20 protein-coding genes are annotated in these 16,325 nt (G+C 63.9%); 3 read left to right on the top strand and 17 right to left on the bottom strand.

Features of this window, described 5'->3' with window-relative positions; genetic code table 11:
* Positions 1-86: 86 nt before the first annotated feature.
* The 12 genes from IEV38_RS12775 to tyrS form a co-directional block, all read right to left on the bottom strand.
* Complete coding sequence (locus IEV38_RS12775; RefSeq protein ID WP_188396654.1) at positions 87-929, bottom strand: 2-keto-4-pentenoate hydratase; 843 nt, start codon at positions 927-929, stop codon at positions 87-89.
* Between the two features lie 172 nt (positions 930-1,101).
* A complete protein-coding gene (locus IEV38_RS12770) occupies positions 1,102-1,560 on the bottom strand; it encodes a YaiI/YqxD family protein (protein ID WP_188397039.1) in 459 nt (152 codons plus the stop codon).
* A gap of 48 nt (positions 1,561-1,608) precedes the next feature.
* The gene (gene ruvB, locus IEV38_RS12765; protein WP_188396652.1) at positions 1,609-2,667 is read right to left on the bottom strand and encodes a Holliday junction branch migration DNA helicase RuvB; all 1,059 of its coding nucleotides are present in this window, start codon (positions 2,665-2,667) and stop codon (positions 1,609-1,611) included.
* Between the two features lie 127 nt (positions 2,668-2,794).
* Positions 2,795-3,370 carry a Holliday junction branch migration protein RuvA gene (ruvA, locus tag IEV38_RS12760; protein ID WP_188396650.1) on the bottom strand — a complete coding sequence of 192 codons (576 nt, stop codon included), beginning with the start codon at positions 3,368-3,370 and terminating at the stop codon, positions 2,795-2,797.
* A 42-nt stretch (positions 3,371-3,412) separates the two neighbouring features.
* A complete protein-coding gene (gene ruvC, locus IEV38_RS12755) occupies positions 3,413-3,955 on the bottom strand; it encodes a crossover junction endodeoxyribonuclease RuvC (RefSeq protein ID WP_188396648.1) in 543 nt (180 codons plus the stop codon).
* A 19-nt stretch (positions 3,956-3,974) separates the two neighbouring features.
* A complete protein-coding gene (gene purH / locus IEV38_RS12750; protein WP_188396646.1) occupies positions 3,975-5,588 on the bottom strand; it encodes a bifunctional phosphoribosylaminoimidazolecarboxamide formyltransferase/IMP cyclohydrolase in 1,614 nt (537 codons plus the stop codon).
* Between the two features lie 108 nt (positions 5,589-5,696).
* Positions 5,697-5,930, bottom strand: a complete 234-nt coding sequence (locus tag IEV38_RS12745) for a Fis family transcriptional regulator (RefSeq protein WP_188396644.1) — start codon at positions 5,928-5,930, stop codon at positions 5,697-5,699.
* Positions 5,931-6,009: 79 nt separating this feature from the next.
* Complete coding sequence (dusB, locus tag IEV38_RS12740) at positions 6,010-7,026, bottom strand: tRNA dihydrouridine synthase DusB (RefSeq protein WP_188397037.1); 1,017 nt, start codon at positions 7,024-7,026, stop codon at positions 6,010-6,012.
* A gap of 139 nt (positions 7,027-7,165) precedes the next feature.
* Positions 7,166-7,813 carry a histidine phosphatase family protein gene (locus IEV38_RS12735; protein WP_188396642.1) on the bottom strand — a complete coding sequence of 216 codons (648 nt, stop codon included), beginning with the start codon at positions 7,811-7,813 and terminating at the stop codon, positions 7,166-7,168.
* Positions 7,814-7,833: 20 nt separating this feature from the next.
* Entirely contained in the window at positions 7,834-8,478 is a 645-nt protein-coding gene (locus IEV38_RS12730; RefSeq protein WP_188396640.1) for a YbhB/YbcL family Raf kinase inhibitor-like protein, read from the bottom strand.
* Positions 8,479-8,560: 82 nt separating this feature from the next.
* Positions 8,561-9,016, bottom strand: coding sequence for a D-aminoacyl-tRNA deacylase (gene dtd, locus IEV38_RS12725; protein WP_188396638.1), 456 nt, complete (start codon positions 9,014-9,016; stop codon positions 8,561-8,563).
* Positions 9,017-9,026: 10 nt separating this feature from the next.
* Positions 9,027-10,271, bottom strand: coding sequence for a tyrosine--tRNA ligase (tyrS, locus tag IEV38_RS12720; RefSeq protein WP_188396636.1), 1,245 nt, complete (start codon positions 10,269-10,271; stop codon positions 9,027-9,029).
* A 156-nt stretch (positions 10,272-10,427) separates the two neighbouring features.
* Between tyrS and IEV38_RS12715 the strand changes: the two genes are divergently transcribed.
* Positions 10,428-11,792: a M23 family metallopeptidase gene (locus IEV38_RS12715; protein ID WP_188396634.1), complete on the top strand. Its 1,365-nt coding sequence runs from the start codon at positions 10,428-10,430 to the stop codon at positions 11,790-11,792.
* Between the two features lie 93 nt (positions 11,793-11,885).
* Positions 11,886-13,040: an anhydro-N-acetylmuramic acid kinase gene (locus IEV38_RS12710; RefSeq protein ID WP_188396632.1), complete on the top strand. Its 1,155-nt coding sequence runs from the start codon at positions 11,886-11,888 to the stop codon at positions 13,038-13,040.
* Positions 13,041-13,125: 85 nt separating this feature from the next.
* On the opposite strand, the gene erpA is transcribed toward IEV38_RS12710, so the two are convergent.
* From erpA to argC, 4 genes are read right to left on the bottom strand one after another with little or no spacing between them, the layout of a single operon-like run.
* Positions 13,126-13,476 carry an iron-sulfur cluster insertion protein ErpA gene (gene erpA / locus IEV38_RS12705; protein WP_188396630.1) on the bottom strand — a complete coding sequence of 117 codons (351 nt, stop codon included), beginning with the start codon at positions 13,474-13,476 and terminating at the stop codon, positions 13,126-13,128.
* A gap of 50 nt (positions 13,477-13,526) precedes the next feature.
* Positions 13,527-13,931, bottom strand: coding sequence for a bactofilin family protein (locus IEV38_RS12700; RefSeq protein WP_188396628.1), 405 nt, complete (start codon positions 13,929-13,931; stop codon positions 13,527-13,529).
* A gap of 10 nt (positions 13,932-13,941) precedes the next feature.
* A complete protein-coding gene (locus IEV38_RS12695) occupies positions 13,942-14,697 on the bottom strand; it encodes a DUF6776 family protein (RefSeq protein WP_188396626.1) in 756 nt (251 codons plus the stop codon).
* A 19-nt stretch (positions 14,698-14,716) separates the two neighbouring features.
* A complete protein-coding gene (gene argC, locus IEV38_RS12690) occupies positions 14,717-15,754 on the bottom strand; it encodes an N-acetyl-gamma-glutamyl-phosphate reductase (RefSeq protein WP_188396624.1) in 1,038 nt (345 codons plus the stop codon).
* Between argC and IEV38_RS12685 the strand changes: the two genes are divergently transcribed.
* On the top strand, positions 15,747-15,929 hold the full coding sequence (locus IEV38_RS12685; protein ID WP_188396622.1) for a hypothetical protein: 183 nt from the start codon (positions 15,747-15,749) through the stop codon (positions 15,927-15,929). The two genes, argC and IEV38_RS12685, sit on opposite strands and share 8 nt — an antisense overlap.
* Here IEV38_RS12685 and rpsI read toward each other — a convergent pair.
* Entirely contained in the window at positions 15,926-16,318 is a 393-nt protein-coding gene (gene rpsI, locus IEV38_RS12680; protein WP_188396620.1) for a 30S ribosomal protein S9, read from the bottom strand. The two genes, IEV38_RS12685 and rpsI, sit on opposite strands and share 4 nt — an antisense overlap.
* Positions 16,319-16,325 lie beyond the last annotated feature (7 nt).

Below are 16,325 nucleotides of genomic sequence, written 5' to 3'. Positions count from 1 at the left end.
ACGATAGGTTCCGTACGGCACCTCGCCTAAACAAAACCGCCGGGGCAGCGATGCGTCCGGCGGTCTGGGTACGGAACAGTCTGGCTTCAGACGAAGGACAGCGTCAGCCCCGGCAGCGTCAGGCCAGAGAAGGCGCTCGACCAAGTCTGTCCCGGCTTGATCGGATGCGCATCGGTCAGGGTGCCGGTGGCGATCAGTTCGCCGGCCTGCAGCGGCGCGAATTGCGGCTGCGTCTGCAGCGTCTGGTGCAGTTGCAGCACGGCGTGCACCGGGCTGTCGAGCACGTTGCTGCCAAAGCCGGCGCTGTGCAGCGTGAATTCACCGCCTTCGCTGTACGAGAGCGACACGCTGGCGGCAGTCAGAATGTCCGGCAGGTTGGCGCGCGTGGCCGACGACAGCACGTGCGGCTCGCCGATGATCAGCGCGCCGTGCAGGCCAAAGGCGGCAATCGCATCGGCTGCCTCGAACTTCCAGTCTGGGAATGGGCAGGCCACCAGTTCGTAGGCATGCGCCATCCATTCGATGCAGTCGGCGACCTCTTCCAGCGTGGCTCTGGCCGATGGCGCGCGGCCAAGTTTGAAGACGATCTCGGGTTCGATGCGCGGCTGGACGGCACCGGCCAGACTTTGCACGCCACGGTTATCTTCGGCGAAACGCACCGTATCGTCGAACATCGGCGCCCACATCGGCGCGCTGATGGGTTCGCGCTCGCCGTAGTGCGACCATATCTTGCGGTTGGTGAAGCCTATCTTGCGGCCGACCATGGTTTCGCCCTGCGCGGTGCGGATGTTCAGGATGCTGTGAGCGATGTCGTAGGCATCGGCGATCGACAGGTCGTTGGCCCTGCTCAGGCAGGGAATCTGCTGCGATTGCGCACGCGCGGCGAGTAACTGGTGTGCATAGCGGGTGGCTTGTGTGGACATCAGCATGAAGGGCTCGCGCAAGGAGAAGGGATGGGAATGGTTAAAGCCGGCATTGTTTGGGACGCAACATTTTTACACATGCTTTGAATCCTGCAAAGCAGCAAACGTTCGCCGAAAGCCGATGTTCGGATGAAATATTTTCAGGCAGGAAAGATGGCTGGAGCCGTCAGGCAATGTTTCAGACCTTGGGCCGTGCCTGCCGCGCCATGAAACGGTCGAGCTGGTTGGCGAAAGCGCGCGTATCGGCCTGGCTAAAAGCAGCCGGCCCGCCCGTTTCCACGCCGCTGCTGCGCAGTTCTTCCATGAAACTGCGCATGCGCAGCATCTGCTGGATGTTGTCTTGCGTATAAAACTCGCCGCGCGGATTCAGTGCGTGGGCGCCCTTCTCCAGCACGTCGGCCGCCAGCGGAATGTCGCCGGTTATCACCAGATCGCCGACATTTGCCAGACGAACGATCTCGTTGTCGGCCACATCGAAGCCGGCCGGTACCTGGATCGCATGGATGAAACGTGACGGCGGCGTGCGCAACAGCTTGTTGGCGACCAGCGTCACGTGAATCGGCAGCCGGTCGGCGACGCGGAACAGGACGTCCTTGATGACCGACGGACAGGCATCGGCATCCACCCAGATCTGCATGCCGGCAGCACCGGCCTGCGGAAGATCAGCCAAGACGGACGCGGCGGATCATTGCCCGCTCCACAGGTCGCCCGTCGGTTGCGACTGCGGCGCCGTGACACCGAAGTGCGCGTAGGCCTGCGGCGTGGCGATGCGCCCGCGCGGCGTGCGCTGCAGGAAGCCCTGCTGGATCAGGTAGGGTTCGAGCACGTCCTCGATGGTGTCGCGCTCCTCGCCGATGGCGGCCGCCAGGTTGTCGAGCCCGACCGGGCCGCCGTTGAACTTGAAGAGGATGGCTTCGAGCAGCTTGCGGTCCATCAGGTCGAAGCCGACCGGATCGACGTCGAGCATGACCAGCGCCGCATCGGCCATGGCCTTGGTGATGCGGCCCGAGCCCTTGACCTCGGCATAGTCGCGCACGCGGCGCAGAAGGCGGTTGGCGATGCGCGGCGTGCCGCGGCTGCGCTTGGCGACCTCGAACGCGCCTTCGTCGTCGATCGGCGCATTGAGCAGCGCCGCGCTGCGCGTGACGATGCGCGTCAGCTCCTGCGGCGTATAGAACTCGAGGCGGGCGACGATGCCGAAGCGGTCGCGCAGCGGATTGGTCAGCATGCCGGCGCGCGTGGTGGCGCCGACCAGCGTGAACGGCTGCAGATCGAGCCGCACCGAACGCGCGGCCGGTCCTTCGCCGATCATGATGTCGATCTGGTAGTCCTCGAGCGCCGGGTAGAGGATTTCCTCGACCACCGGCGACAGGCGATGGATTTCGTCGATGAACAGGACGTCGTTGGCTTCGAGATTGGTCAGCAGCGCGGCCAGATCGCCGGCGCGCTCGAGCACCGGGCCCGAGGTCTGGCGCAGGTTGACGCCCATCTCGCGCGCGATGATGTGCGCCAGCGTGGTCTTGCCCAAGCCCGGCGGGCCGAACAGCAGCGTATGGTCGAGCGCCTCGCGCCGCTGGCGCGCCGCCGCGATGAACACCTCGAGCTGGCCGCGCGCCTTTTCCTGGCCCACGTACTCGTCGAGCTGGCGCGGCCGCAAGGCGCGCTCGATCGCTTCTTCGTTGGGGGAAACGGGCGTGGCCGCAATGATGCGCTGTTCGCTGAAATCGTCGGTCTGGATGCTCATGCCTGCATTGTAGCGTGGTAGCGGCGTTGAAATTAAAGCGATGACCGCGTTGCTTCGCCTTGCCGAACTTTCATACTGTCTGCGGCTTGGCGTCTTGCGCTCGCCTCGATCTCAACTCCGCCGGAAATCATGCCTTGGACAAGGCCTTCAACGCCACCTTGATCCCGTCCGACACGCTGCTGCCGGCCGGTACCTGCTTCATCGCCAGCAGCGCTTCCTTGTCGGAATAGCCGAGCGCCAGCAGCGCGTTCAGGACGTCGGACGAGGTATCGCTGGCGGCCGCTGCGCCGGCACCGATATCGGCACCGAGCTTGCCCTTGAGTTCCAGCAGCAGGCGTTCGGCAGTCTTCTTGCCGATGCCGGGCACGCGCGTCAGGCGGCCGGCTTCCTGCAGCGTGATCGCCTGCGACAGGTCGGCCACCGACATGCCGGACAGGATCGCCAGCGCGGTACGCGCACCGATGCCGCTGATCTTGACCAGTTCGCGAAACACGTGGCGCTCTTCCTGCGAACCGAAGCCGAACAGGATGTGCGCATCCTCGCGCACCGTCAGATGCGTGAGCAGCACGACCTTTTCGTTGAGGCCCGGCAGGTTGTAGAAGGTGCTCATCGGCACGTTGACTTCGTAGCCGACGCCATTGCAGTCGATCAGCAGTTGCGGCGGATTTTTTTCGAGAAGAATGCCGGAAAGACGACCTATCATCGTGACGACCCTAAAGAAGAAAACAAGACAAGGCGCGCGCGGCTAGCCGACCAGCCGGCCGCCACGCACGCGCAAACCCTTCTTCGCCAGTTCGGGCGCCAGCGTGCCCAGCGTCGCCAGCGTATCGCCGCTGTGCGCATGGCAGATCGCGACGCCCAGGGCATCGGCGGCATCGGTGCCGGGCAGGCCGGACAATTGCAGCAGGCGCTGCACCATGTCCTGCACCTGGCTCTTCTGCGCCTTGCCGTGGCCAACCACCGCCTGCTTGACCTGCAGCGCCGTGTATTCGGCCACCAGCAGGCCGGCACCGACCAGGCCGCAAATCGCGGCACCGCGCGCCTGTCCAAGCAAAAGGGTCGATTGCGGGTTGACGTTGACGAATACCTTTTCGATCGCCGCGCAGTCGGGCCGGTAGGTGGCGACCACTTCCGACACGCTGCCGAGAATCACCTTGAGGCGCTGCGGCAGATCGGCGTCCGGCGTCTTGATGGTGCCGGAGGCGATGTAGGCGAGCTTGCTGCCCTGGCGCTCGATCACGCCGAAGCCGGTAGTGCGCAGGCCGGGATCGATGCCGAGGATTTTCATGGAAGTGCGTTCGTTGCGATCAGTGGCGGAAATGACGCACGCCGGTGAACACCATCGCCACGCCGCGCTCGTCGGCGGCATCGATGACTTCCTGGTCGCGCACGCTGCCTCCCGGCTGGATCACGGCGGTGGCGCCGCCGTCGATCACCACGTCGAGACCATCACGGAACGGGAAGAAGGCATCGCTGGCGACCACCGAACCCTGCAGCGAGAGGCCGGCATTCTGCGCCTTGATCGAGGCGATGCGCGCCGAATCGACGCGGCTCATCTGGCCGGCCCCCACGCCCAGCGTCATGCCGCCGGCGCAATAGACGATGGCATTGCTCTTGACGAACTTGGCCACATTCCAGGCGAACAGCAGGTCGTCGAGTTGCTGTTCGGTAGGCTGCTGCCTGGTCACGACCTGGAGGTCGGCACGCGTCAGCACGTGGTTGTCGGCGGTCTGCACCAGCAGGCCGGAACCGACGCGCTTGACGTCGTGGCTGTTGAGGCCGCGTTCCCATGCATTCTTGCCGTCGCGCTTGACGCCGTCGAGCGGGATTTCCAGCACGCGCACATTGGTCTTGGCCTTGAAGACTTCCAGCGCTTCGGGCGTGTAGCCGGGCGCGATCAGCACTTCGACGAACTGCCGCGCAACCTGGGCGGCGGCCGCGCCGTCGAGCACGGTGTTGAAGGCGATGATGCCGCCGAAGGCCGAGGTGGAATCGGTCTTGAACGCCTTGCTGTAGGCATCGAGCGCATCGGCTCCGACCGCCACGCCGCACGGATTGGCGTGCTTGATGATGACGCAGGCCGGCGCCTCGAAGGTCTTGACGCATTCCCACGCGGCGTCGGAATCGGCGATGTTGTTGTAGCTGAGTTCCTTGCCCTGCAATTGTGTGGCGGTGACCAGCGAACCGGGCGCCGGGTACAGGTCGCGGTAGAAGGCGGCGTCCTGGTGCGGGTTCTCGCCATAGCGCAGGTCCTGCAGCTTGACGAAGCTGCTGTTGCTCTGGCCGGGGAAGGCGCCGAGCGCGGGCGCGGCATTGCCGACAGCCAGATCGGTGCCTTCGGTCACGTTCGACAGGTAGTTACTGATGGCCGCGTCGTACTGCGCGATGCGGTTGAAGGCGGCGACCGAGAAAGCAAACTTGGTCTTGTTCGACAGCTTGCCGTCGGCCTTGAGCTCGGCCAGCGCCACGCCGTATTGCGAGGCATCGGTCAGCACGCCGACGTCCTTCCAGTTCTTGGCGGCGGAGCGCACCATGGCCGGGCCGCCGATGTCGATGTTCTCGATCGCGTCTTCCAGCGTGCAGCCGGGCTTGGCGACGGTCGCCTCGAACGGATAGAGGTTGACCACCAGCAGGTCGATGGTGGCGATCTGGTGCTGCGCAAGCGCGGCCATGTGAGCCGGCACGTCGCGGCGCGCCAGCAGGCCGCCGTGGATCTTGGGATGCAGCGTCTTGACGCGGCCGTCGAGCATTTCCGGAAAGCCGGTATGGTCGGCCACTTCCGTCACCGGCAGGCCGGCGTCGGCCAGCAGCTTGGCGGTGCCGCCGGTCGAAAGGAGTTTGATGCCCAGGGCATGCAGGCCCTGCGCGAATTCGAGGATGCCGGTCTTGTCGGAAACGGAAAGGAGAGCTTGTTGGGTCATGATGGCAAATCGGTTTGAATGAATAACGCAAGGGTACGGCGCACGACGAACAGCAACCGGCGCTTGCGTTATTCCTTTCCGCGCCGGCGGAAAGTCGCGTTCGCGGGATTACAGCAGGTCGTGCTGCTGCAGTTTCTTGCGCAGCGTGTTGCGATTGATGCCGAGCATGTCGGCCGCATGCGACTGGTTGCCCTCGGCGCGCGCCATGACTGCTTCCAGAATCGGACGCTCGACCGTGAACACCACCATTTCATACACATTCGAAGGCGTCTGTTCGCCAAGATCCCGGAAGTATTTTTCCAGGCTTTTCTTGACGACTTCTTGGATGTTGTCTTTGCTCATGGCTTTAGGCTTGCGTATTCGGTATGCCGGTTGTCGTTGTGGGGCGGCCGCGCGTCGGTCGTGATTTTCGGTCCGTGACTCAGGCCGCCAGTCTTTCTTCGGCGGGACGATATTGTAACCGCTCGCCATGCGTGAGCTGCAATTCGAAAAAGGCATCGACGGCCGCGCGCTGCGCGTCGCAATCCTCGATGCGGTTCATGCCGCGGCGGAAATCCTCGCCGCCGATCAGGTCGCGCACGTACCAGCCGATGTGCTTGCGCGCGGTGCGCACGCCCAGGTAATCGCCGTAGAACGCATAGTGCGCGCGCAGGTGTTCGTCCATCAGGGCGCGCACCTCGGCCACCGTCGGCGGCGGCAGGTGCGTGCCGGTGCGCAGGTAGTGATCGATCTCGCGGAAGATCCACGGCCGGCCCTGCGCGGCGCGGCCGATCATGACGGCATCGGCGCCGGTGACGTCGAGCACGAAGCGCGCCTTCTCGGGCGTGTCGATGTCGCCGTTGGCGACCACCGGCAGCGAGACCGCCGCCTTGACCGCCGCAATGGTGTCGTATTCGGCCTCGCCGCTGTAGCCGTCGGCACGCGTGCGGCCGTGCAGCGTCAGCATGGCAATGCCGCTGTCTTCGGCGATGCGCGCGATCTGCAAGGCGTTCTTGTGGGCGCGGTCCCAGCCGGTGCGGAACTTGAGCGTGACCGGCACATCGACGGCCGACACCACGGCCTGCAGGATCTCGGCCACCAGGCTTTCGTGCTGCAGCAGGGCCGAGCCGCACCAGGCGTTGCAGACCTTCTTGACCGGGCAGCCCATGTTGATGTCGATGATCTGCGCGCCGCGCGCGACGTTGAACTTCGCGCATTCGGCCAGCATGGCGGGATCGGCGCCGGCGATCTGCACCGCCTTGGGTTCCATCTCGCCTTCGTGATTGGTGCGGCGCGCCGATTTCTCGGTGGCCCACAGCCGCGAGTTGGAAGCCGCCATCTCGGACACCGCATAGCCCGCGCCGAGCTGCTTGCACAACTGGCGGAACGGCCGGTCCGTCACGCCGGCCATGGGCGCGACGAAGACGTTGTTGGCAAGCGTATGGGGACCTAGCTTCACGGCGGAGGGAAAATCGGGGGAAAGCGTCATTCTATCCGCTTCCGGCGGGGCTCAACACCCCGCTTGCGCCCGCGCGTACTGCAAAACCACAGCATGCCGGCATGACAATTGTTGCCGAAATGCATAGTTCTTCCAGCGCTCAGCGCACGCGGTCGATCTCGTCGCGTGCAGGCTGCGCCAGATGATCGACGTCGGCCCATTTGAGAATTGCCACCTCGTCGCCATTCCACGCGACATGGTTGAGGCTGGCGTTGAGCACCGCGAAGGAGCGCGGCAGGTTGAGCGCCATGCCGGTGGCACGGCGATAGACGGTATCGAGCACGCCGCCATGCGTGACCAGCAGCACGCGCCGATGGCCGCTCCTGGCGATGCGCGCCACGCAGTCGAGCACGCGCGCGTTGAATTCGGTCAAGGTCTCGCACTCGAACTCGCCGCGCGGATAGCGCACATCGACGTCGCGCCGCTGCAGCGCGGCATAGTCGTCGGGATAGCGTTCGGCCAGTTCCGGATGCAGGAAGCCTTCGAAGGCGCCAAAGCAGCGTTCGCGCAAACCCCGCTCCGGCAGAATCGGCATGCCGCGCACCTCGGCGATCGCCTGCGCGGTCAGGAAGGCGCGCTGCAGGTCGCTCGAATAGATGGCATCGATGGGTTCGTCCTTCAGGCGCACGCCGAGCGCGCGCGCCTGCCGCTCCCCTTCGGGATTGAGCAGAATGTCGTGAAAACCCTGCAGGCGCTTCTCGACGTTCCAGTCGGTTTCGCCATGCCGGATCAGGATCAGTTCGGTCACGCTGTCCTTCACTCTTTCTGTCACACTTTCACGGCCGGGTTGAGCGAATACCAGCCGGTCAGCGCGGCCTCGGCCAGCACGTGGCCAGCGATCGCCTCGCGCACCTGCGCGCCGGTGAAATCCCCTTCGACCGGTACGCGCGGAATGTCGAGCGCATAGAGCGTGAAGACGTAGCGATGCGCGATCGCATCGTTCCACGGCGGGCACGGGCCGTCGTAGCCGAAGTAGCTGCCGGCCATGTCCTTGTCCTGCGCGAACCAGCCGGTGTAGTCGTTGATGCCGTGGCGCGGGCGACCATCCACCGGCGCATCGGCGATCTCCGGGCCCGACTTGCCGCGCGGCGTGATGCCGTCGGCAAAGCTGCCGGCCGCGATCTGCGTCAGCGACGGCGGCAAATCGATCAGGGTCCAGTGGAAGAAATCGACACGCGGCAGATCGGCCGGCACGCTGCGGCCTTCCTGGTTGACGTCGTCGCCGCGCGACGGCACGTCCGGATCGTGCACGATCAGCGCCAGCGAACGCGTGGCCGGCGGCACGTCCTGCCACGCAAGATGGGGATTGCGGTTGGCCGACATGGCAACGTGATTGGCGGCGTCCGGCACGCAAAAGGCGAACTCGCCGGGAATGGCGGCGCCGTCCTTGAAGGAGTCACTCCAGAGCTTCATCTCGTCCTCGTTGTCTGCTGTGCGATAGCTTTCCATTTTAACGGCATCGGGCACACGAGCAAGCGACTGGACAATCCGGCAATCACGCCAAGGCCGCGGGCGCGACCTGCAGCCAGAACGTCACCGGCCCGTCGTTGACCAGCGCAACCTGCATGTCGGCGCCGAAACGACCGCAGGCAACTTCGCCGTGCAGCGTGCGCGCCTGCGACACGAAGTGGTCGAACAAGGCGCTGGCCTGGGCCGGCGCGGCAGCCGGCGTGAAGGAGGGGCGCGTGCCCGAGCGTGTATCGGCCGCCAACGTGAACTGCGGCACCAGCAACAGGCCGCCGCCAGTATCCGCCACGCTGAGGTTCATCCTGCCGGCCGCATCGGGAAACACGCGATAGCCGAGCAATTTCTTCAGCAGTGCATCGGCTTCGCGTTCGGTATCGCCGCGCTCGGCGCAGACCAGCACCATCATGCCGCGGCCGATGGCGCCCACGGTGTCGCCGCCGACCACGACGCCGGCCTGCGTCACACGCTGCAGCAATCCGATCACGATGGGTTTCTTACGAGAGCGTCACGCGCGCGAACTTGCGCTTGCCGACCTGCACCACCAGCGTGCCGGCATCCACCTTGAGCGCCTTGTCGCTGACGGTTGCACCGTCGATACGCACGCCGCCCTGCTCGACCATGCGCAGCGCCTCCGAAGTGGAGGCGCACAGATTGGCCTGCTTGAGCAGTTGGCCGATGCCGAGCGGCGCGCCGGACAGCGCGACTTCCGGAATCTCGTCCGGGATGCCGCCCTTGGAGCGGTTGACGAAATCGGCCAGCGCCTCCTCGGCCGCCTGGCGCGAGTGGAAGCGCTCGACGATCTCCTGACCCAGCAACACCTTGATGTCGCGCGGATTGCGACCGCCCTCGACCTCGCGGCGGAACTGCGCGATCTCGTCCAGCGAACGCAGCGACAGCAGTTCGTAGTAGCGCCACATCATGACGTCGGAAATGCTCATGATCTTGGCGAACATGGTGTTGGCCGGCTCGGTGATGCCGATGTAGTTGCCCTTGGACTTGGACATCTTCTCGACGCCGTCCAGGCCTTCGAGCAGCGGCATGGTCAGGATGCACTGCGGCTCCTGCCCGTATTCCTGCTGCAGATGACGGCCGACCAGCAGGTTGAACTTCTGGTCCGTGCCGCCGAGTTCGAGGTCGCTCTTGAGCGCAACCGAGTCGTAGCCCTGCATCAGCGGATAAAGAAATTCGTGCACCGAGATCGACTGGTTCGACTTGAAGCGCTTGCTGAAATCGTCACGCTCCATCATGCGGGCGACCGTATATTTGGCTGCCAGCTGGATCATGCCGCGCGCACCCAGCGGGTCGCACCACTCGGAGTTGTAGCGGACTTCGGCTCGCTCGAGGTCCAGCACCAGGCGCAACTGATCGAAGTAGGTGGCCGCATTCGCCTCGATCTGCTCGCGCGTCAGCGGCGGGCGGGTGCTGTTGCGTCCGGACGGGTCGCCGATGGTGGTCGTGAAGTCGCCGATCAGCGGGATCACCGTGTGGCCCAGATCTTGCAACTGACGCAGCTTGGTCAGGACGACCGTATGACCGAGGTGCAGATCGGGCGCCGTGGGGTCCATTCCGAACTTGATCCGCAACGGTGTGCCGGTCTGTTCGGCACGTACCAGCTTCTGGACGAACTCGGATTCGATGAGCAATTCTTCAACACCGCGTTTCGTGACCGCGAGGGCCTGCTGGACAGCGTCGGAGAGCGGCAACGAGGCGCCTGGCGGATTTGTAGGAGAAACGTCCATGTTGGGGAAAAAATTGTAAGAAAGGGGTGTAGGAAAAGCAGAAATCGGTACAATGCCCGTTGATTCTTGTTCCAACGATTTTTCAACCTTGCCGTTACCTTTATCGATAAAAGCAAAACAAGAGCACTGAACAAGCGGCTGATTTTAACTTATTGCATGTTCACATTAAATAAATTCCTGAGCGCAAGCTCGGCCAGAAAACATCTTCTCATCGGTTCCTCGCGCAAAACGCGCATTGTTTCCGCTTCCGCCCTGCTGCTGGCCTTGTGCGCCTTCGGCGCCGCCGGCGTTGCCCCGATGGCACCCGATGCCGAAGACCTGCCGGTACGGGCCATTTCCGAAGAACTCGAGCTGCCGCACCTGGCAGAACAGATTGCGGCCCTCGATGCCGCACAAACGAATTACGTCAGCGAAGAACGCGTGCGTTCGGGCGACACGCTCGCCACGCTGCTGCAGCGCCTTGGTGTTGACGACGCCAATGCCGCCTCCTTCATCAAATCCGATCCGGTCGCGCGCAGCGTGATGCAGCTCAAGCCGGGCAAGCGCGTGCAGGCGCACGTCAATGCCGACGGCGAGCTCCAGCAGTTGAGCAGCGTGGTGATCGAAGGCCGCAACGAATCGGTTTCCAATGTCGTCATCACGCGCAACGAAGACGGCTTCAAGGCCGAGCAAACCCCTGGCGTGATGGAAAAGCGTATCGAGATGCGCTCGGGCGTGATCCGCTCCTCGCTGTTCGCCGCTACCGACGTGGCGCAGATTCCCGACAACATCGCGACGCAGATCGTCGACATGTTCTCCACCAACATCGACTTCGCCTCCGACCTGCGCCGTGGCGACCGCTTCAACGTGGTCTATGAAACCTACTGGCAGAATGGCGAGTATGTGCACGCCGGACGCGTGCTGGCAGGCGAATTCATGAACGGCTCCAGCGTCTACCAATCGGTCTGGTTCGAGGATTCGGCCAAAAGCGGCGGCTATTACAGCTTCGACGGCAAGTCGCTGAAGAAGGCCTTCCTCAAGTCACCGCTCGAGTTCAGCCGCATCTCGTCCGGCTTCTCGATGCGCCGCCATCCGATCTCGGGCCAGTGGAAGGCACACAAGGGCGTCGACTTTGCGGCTGCCACCGGCACGCCGATCCGTGCCTCGGGCGATGGCGTGATCGACTTCGTCGGCACCCAGCGCGGCTACGGCAACGTGGTGACGATCAAGCACTGGAACAATTATTCGACGCTGTACGCCCACATGAGCCGCTTCGTCAGCGGCATGCGCAAGGGAACCAAGGTTTCGCAAGGCCAGGTGATCGGCTACGTCGGTTCGACCGGCTGGGCCACCGGCCCGCATCTGCATTACGAATTCCGCGTCAACAATGTCGCGCGCGATCCGATGTCGATCGACGTACCCAACGCGCAGCCGCTCAATGTCGCGCAGATGAAGAAATTCCGCGAAGTGGCGTCGTCCATGCAGCATCGCTTTGCGCTGCTGACACCGGAGAATGCCAACATGCGCGTCGCCGCGCGATAACAGGAAATATCCGCCGCGATTGAACGGCGGCGCAAACCGTTTGTCTGGAAGGAAGTACCTTACAATGCTTCCATCCACACAAACGGTTTTTTTATGTCCACTCCCGATCCCGCAACCGCTCCCGCAGCTTCCTATTACATCGGCCTGATGTCAGGCACCAGCCTCGACGGCGTTGACGGCGTCGTCGCCTCCTTCGCCAACGATACCGGCGCGCTGCAGGAAACCCTTGGCACAGCCCACATTCCGTTTCCGGCCGAACTGCGCTCCGAACTGCTGGCGCTGCAATCTAGCGGCCCCGACGAAATCCATCGCGAGGCGCTGGCCGCCAACCGGCTGGTCGAGCAGTATGCCGAATGCGTGAGCGCCGTATTGCAGCAGGCGGGCATCTCGATGCAGCAGGTGGAATCGATCGGCGTGCATGGCCAGACAGTGCGCCACCGCCCTGACGCCGGCTATTCGCGCCAGACCAACAATCCGGCATTGCTGGCCGAACTGACCGGCATCGACGTCATCGCCGACTTCCGCAGCCGCGACATCGCCGCCGGCGGCCAGGGCGCGCCGCTGGTGCCGGCCTTCCATCATGCGCTGTTCGCGCAGCAGGGCGAGGATCGCGTGGTGGTCAACATCGGCGGCATCGCCAACATCAGCATCCTGCCCGGCAACCTGAGCCGGCCGGTCACCGGCTTCGACACCGGTCCCGGCAACGTGCTGCTCGACGCCTGGATCGCACAGCACGACGGCCGCGCCTACGACGAAGGCGGCGAATGGGCCAAGACCGGCAAGGTGCATGCGGGATTGCTGGCGCGCCTGCGCGAGGAACCCTTCCTGTCGCTGCCGCCGCCCAAGAGCACCGGCCGCGACCTGTTCCATCCGGCATGGCTGGCCGAGCGGCTCGAGGAATTCCCGGGCATCGCGAGCGCCGACGTACAGGCGACGCTGACCGTCTTCACCGCCACCACCATCAGCGACGCCATCAGGCAGTACGCGCCGAACACCAGCACCGTCTATGTCTGCGGCGGCGGCGCGTTCAACAGCTACCTGATGACGCTGATCTATTTTTCACTCAAGCTGCATCGCCCGGATATCGTCGTGACCTCGACCGCCACGCTCGGCATTGCACCGAACCAAATCGAGGCCCTCGCCTTCGCCTGGCTGGCACAGCGCTTCGATACCAAGCAGCCAGCCAACATGCCGGCCGTCACCGGCGCCGAAGGCCTGCGCATTCTGGGCGCGCTGTATCCGGCCTGATTTCTTCCCTATGCGCTCGCCGCTGCAGGCGAAGGACAAACAAAAAGCGCAGCCGAAGCTGCGCTTTTTTTATGGACGAAAAGACTTACGCGGAGAACGAGGAACCGCAACCGCAGGTCGTCGTCGCGTTCGGATTCTTGATCACGAACTGCGCGCCTTCCAGATCATCCTTGTAGTCGATCTCGGCACCGACCAGGTACTGATAGCTCATCGAATCGATGAGCAGCTGTACGCCGTTCTTGGTCATGGTGGTGTCGTCTTCGTTGGTGATCTCGTCGAAGGTGAAACCGTACTGGAAGCCCGAGCAACCGCCGCCCTGCACGAACACGCGCAGTTTCAGATCCGGGTTGCCCTCTTCCTCGATCAGCTCTGCGACCTTGGCTGCAGCGCTGTCGCTGAACTTGATCGGTGCTGGCATTTCGGCAATTGCATTCATTTCAGACTCCTGCTGGAAAACGTTGATCCATTATAGACCCAGTCGCGATTTCACGTGTTGTTTGCCGCGACGGCCGGGCTGGCCAGTTTCAGGACGGGTTGCTCCAGAACATCATGGGTCAGCTTGCCGGAGACGATCGCTCCGCCGTGCATCTCCAGCGCCTTGTAGGTCACATCCCCTGTTATGCGGGCTTTCGGCTGCAATTCAAGCAGCGCCGACGATATCACCGGTCCGACGATCTCGCCATTGACCAGCAGGTGCGCGACCCGCACCTCGCCCTCGACCCGCGCATGTTCGGAAATGACCAGCATGCTGACCTCGTCCGCCTCGGCGATCACGTCGCCCTTGACGATGCCGTCGATGCGCAGTCCGCCCTTGAAGTGGACGTCGCCGGTAATCGTGGTGGTGGCGCCGATCAGGCTGTCGATGGTGCTCTTGGCTTTCTTGCCGAACATGATGAACTCCTTACAGGTTTTCAGACTGTTGCGCGCGCACTGCACCACGCTCGAGGACCTTGATCTGCACGGACTTGACGACCGCGTCGGGCGGCACGTCCAGCACGCCCTCGACGCGCTGATAATGCTTGAATGACAAGCGATAGGCGCCGGCAGACTCGGGTTTGGGGAAGGTGATCATAGCACTTTTATCGTTCTGAACCAGCGTCACCACCAGTTGGTAACTGCCGTTGAACTCCCGCGTGCCGCGTCCGCCCTGCATCAGCAGCATGCGGTAGCGCAGGTGGGTGGGGTCTACCATCTCCGCCTTCAGGCGGCGGATCGTCAGGCCCGAGGAACCGGTCGCGGTCGGCAGCAGGCTGTCGAAAAAGGCCAGATCCTCCTTGAGCTTGCCGTTCTGCGCTTCCAGCGCACGCACCTGCTCGGCCAGTTGCGCCTGCATCGCCTTCTCGATGTTCAGGCGGCTTTCGGCGGCATTGACCGTGGCGCGGTAATCGTCGCGCTCCTTCTCGACCTGTTGCAATTCGCCCCGCAAAGCCTCGAACTGGCTTGCCGTCGGCCGGTCGCCAAACCCGGTGAAATTGCGTCCCGCGTCGTAGGCCCACATGGCCACCGCCCCGCCCAGGCCGACCACGATGGCGATGAAGATCGCGCGCAGCGGCCACGGCAGATGATTCCTGATCGTCATGCGCGGCGCGCCCACCGACCAGCGGCTCAGCCACAGCTTGCGCTTGAGGGATTTGAAAACCGGCTTGGGCGCGTTCATGCGTGGATGACCGCGCCGCTCACGGCAGCACGGGCACGTGCCGCAGGCCGGCGGTTTCTTCCAGGCCGAACATCAGGTTCATGCACTGCACCGCCTGGCCGGACGCGCCCTTGACCAAGTTGTCCTGCACCACCAGCACCACCACCGTGTCGCCATCGGCAGGACGGTGCAGCGCGATGCGCAGCATGTTGGAGGCGCGCGTCGAGCGCGTCTCGGGATGCGAACCGAAGGGCATGACATCGACGAACGGCTCGTCGGCATAGGCCTGCTCGAACAGCGCCTGCAGGCCGGCATTGTCGATGTCCGTGGTCAGGCGCGCATACAGCGTCGAATGCATGCCGCGGATCATCGGTGTCAGGTGCGGCGTGAAGATCAGGCCGACCTTGTCGCCGGTCAGCAGCGACAGGCGCTCCAGCGTTTCCGGCGAATGCCGATGGCCGGACACGCCATAGGCCTTGAAGTTGTCGCTCGCTTCCGAGAACAGCGTCGCCACCTCGGCCTTGCGGCCGGCGCCGGAAACACCCGACTTGCAGTCGGCGATCAGGTGCGAGGCATCGATCACGCCGGCCTTCAGCAGCGGCGCGAAGCCAAGCTGCATGGTGGTCGGATAGCAGCCGGGATTGCCGACGATGCGCGCCTTCCTGATCGCATCGCGGTTCAGCTCGACCAGGCCGTAGGCCGCTTCCTTCAACAGGTCGGGGCAGGTGTGCGGCTGCTTGTACCACTTCTCGAAGCTCGCCGTGTCCTGCAGGCGAAAATCCGCCGCCAGGTCGATCACCTTGACGCCGGCAGCCAGCAATTCCGGCGCCTGCGCCATCGCCACGCCATGCGGGGTGGCGAAGAACACCACGTCGCACTCGGTCAGCCTGGCCTTGTCCGGCGACGAGAACGCGAGATCGACACGGCCGCGCAGCGACGGGAACATGTCCGCCACCGGCATGCCATCTTCCTTGCGCGACGTGATGGCCGCCAGTTCGACTTCCGGATGCGTTGCCAGCAGACGCAGCAACTCCACCCCCGTGTATCCCGTACCGCCGACGATGCCGACCTTGATCATCTCGTTGATCCTCTCTTCTTCCAGCAAAAAATTGTCGATTATTTTAACAGGCGACGCCTTGCGTCTTCGTGACGCCTGTCCGGCGAAAAGCGCCGCTCGGCACAGGCCCCAAAAGAAAAAAGCCGCCGGGCGCAAACCCGACGGCTTTTCGATACTGCTGAAGACGGCAGATTAACGCTTGGAGAACTGCTTGGCGCGGCGCGCCTTGCGCAGACCAACCTTTTTACGTTCCACTTCGCGTGCATCGCGCGTGACGAAACCGGCTTTCGACAGTTCCGGCTTGAGCGCGGCATCGTAGTCGATCAGGGCGCGGGTGATGCCGTGGCGCACTGCACCTGCCTGGCCGGACTCGCCGCCGCCATGCACGTTGACCATGATGTCGAAGGTTTCGACGTTGTTCGTCAGTTCCAGCGGTTGACGGATGACCATCAGGCCGGTTTCGCGCGAGAAGTACTCGGCGGCCGGTTTGCCGTTGACGACGATCTGACCCGAACCCGATTTGATGAAGACGCGAGCCACTGCACTCTTGCGACGGCCGGTGCCGTAGTTGTAGTTACCGATCATGGCTGTT

Source organism: Oxalicibacterium flavum (assembly GCF_014635065.1).
GTDB lineage: Bacteria > Pseudomonadota > Gammaproteobacteria > Burkholderiales > Burkholderiaceae_D > Oxalicibacterium > Oxalicibacterium flavum.
This window is presented reverse-complemented; position numbering and strand designations above follow the sequence as displayed.

Bases quoted from the DNA above. Each gene is read 5' to 3' on its own strand.
- IEV38_RS12745 (WP_188396644.1), bottom strand. From the start codon at position 5,930: ATGAGCAAAGACAACATCCAAGAAGTCGTCAAGAAAAGCCTGGAAAAA.
- ruvC (WP_188396648.1), bottom strand. From the start codon at position 3,955: ATGAAAATCCTCGGCATCGATCCCGGCCTGCGCACTACCGGCTTCGGC.
- purH (WP_188396646.1), bottom strand. From the start codon at position 5,588: ATGACCCAACAAGCTCTCCTTTCCGTTTCCGACAAGACCGGCATCCTC.
- tyrS (WP_188396636.1), bottom strand. From the start codon at position 10,271: ATGGACGTTTCTCCTACAAATCCGCCAGGCGCCTCGTTGCCGCTCTCC.
- erpA (WP_188396630.1), bottom strand. From the start codon at position 13,476: ATGAATGCAATTGCCGAAATGCCAGCACCGATCAAGTTCAGCGACAGC.
- IEV38_RS12695 (WP_188396626.1), bottom strand. From the start codon at position 14,697: ATGAACGCGCCCAAGCCGGTTTTCAAATCCCTCAAGCGCAAGCTGTGG.
- IEV38_RS12700 (WP_188396628.1), bottom strand. From the start codon at position 13,931: ATGTTCGGCAAGAAAGCCAAGAGCACCATCGACAGCCTGATCGGCGCC.
- rpsI (WP_188396620.1), bottom strand. From the start codon at position 16,318: ATGATCGGTAACTACAACTACGGCACCGGCCGTCGCAAGAGTGCAGTG.
- IEV38_RS12770 (WP_188397039.1), bottom strand. From the start codon at position 1,560: ATGCAGATCTGGGTGGATGCCGATGCCTGTCCGTCGGTCATCAAGGAC.
- IEV38_RS12730 (WP_188396640.1), bottom strand. From the start codon at position 8,478: ATGAAGCTCTGGAGTGACTCCTTCAAGGACGGCGCCGCCATTCCCGGC.
- argC (WP_188396624.1), bottom strand. From the start codon at position 15,754: ATGATCAAGGTCGGCATCGTCGGCGGTACGGGATACACGGGGGTGGAG.
- IEV38_RS12715 (WP_188396634.1), top strand. From the start codon at position 10,428: ATGTTCACATTAAATAAATTCCTGAGCGCAAGCTCGGCCAGAAAACAT.
- ruvB (WP_188396652.1), bottom strand. From the start codon at position 2,667: ATGAGCATCCAGACCGACGATTTCAGCGAACAGCGCATCATTGCGGCC.
- ruvA (WP_188396650.1), bottom strand. From the start codon at position 3,370: ATGATAGGTCGTCTTTCCGGCATTCTTCTCGAAAAAAATCCGCCGCAA.
- IEV38_RS12710 (WP_188396632.1), top strand. From the start codon at position 11,886: ATGTCCACTCCCGATCCCGCAACCGCTCCCGCAGCTTCCTATTACATC.
- IEV38_RS12775 (WP_188396654.1), bottom strand. From the start codon at position 929: ATGCTGATGTCCACACAAGCCACCCGCTATGCACACCAGTTACTCGCC.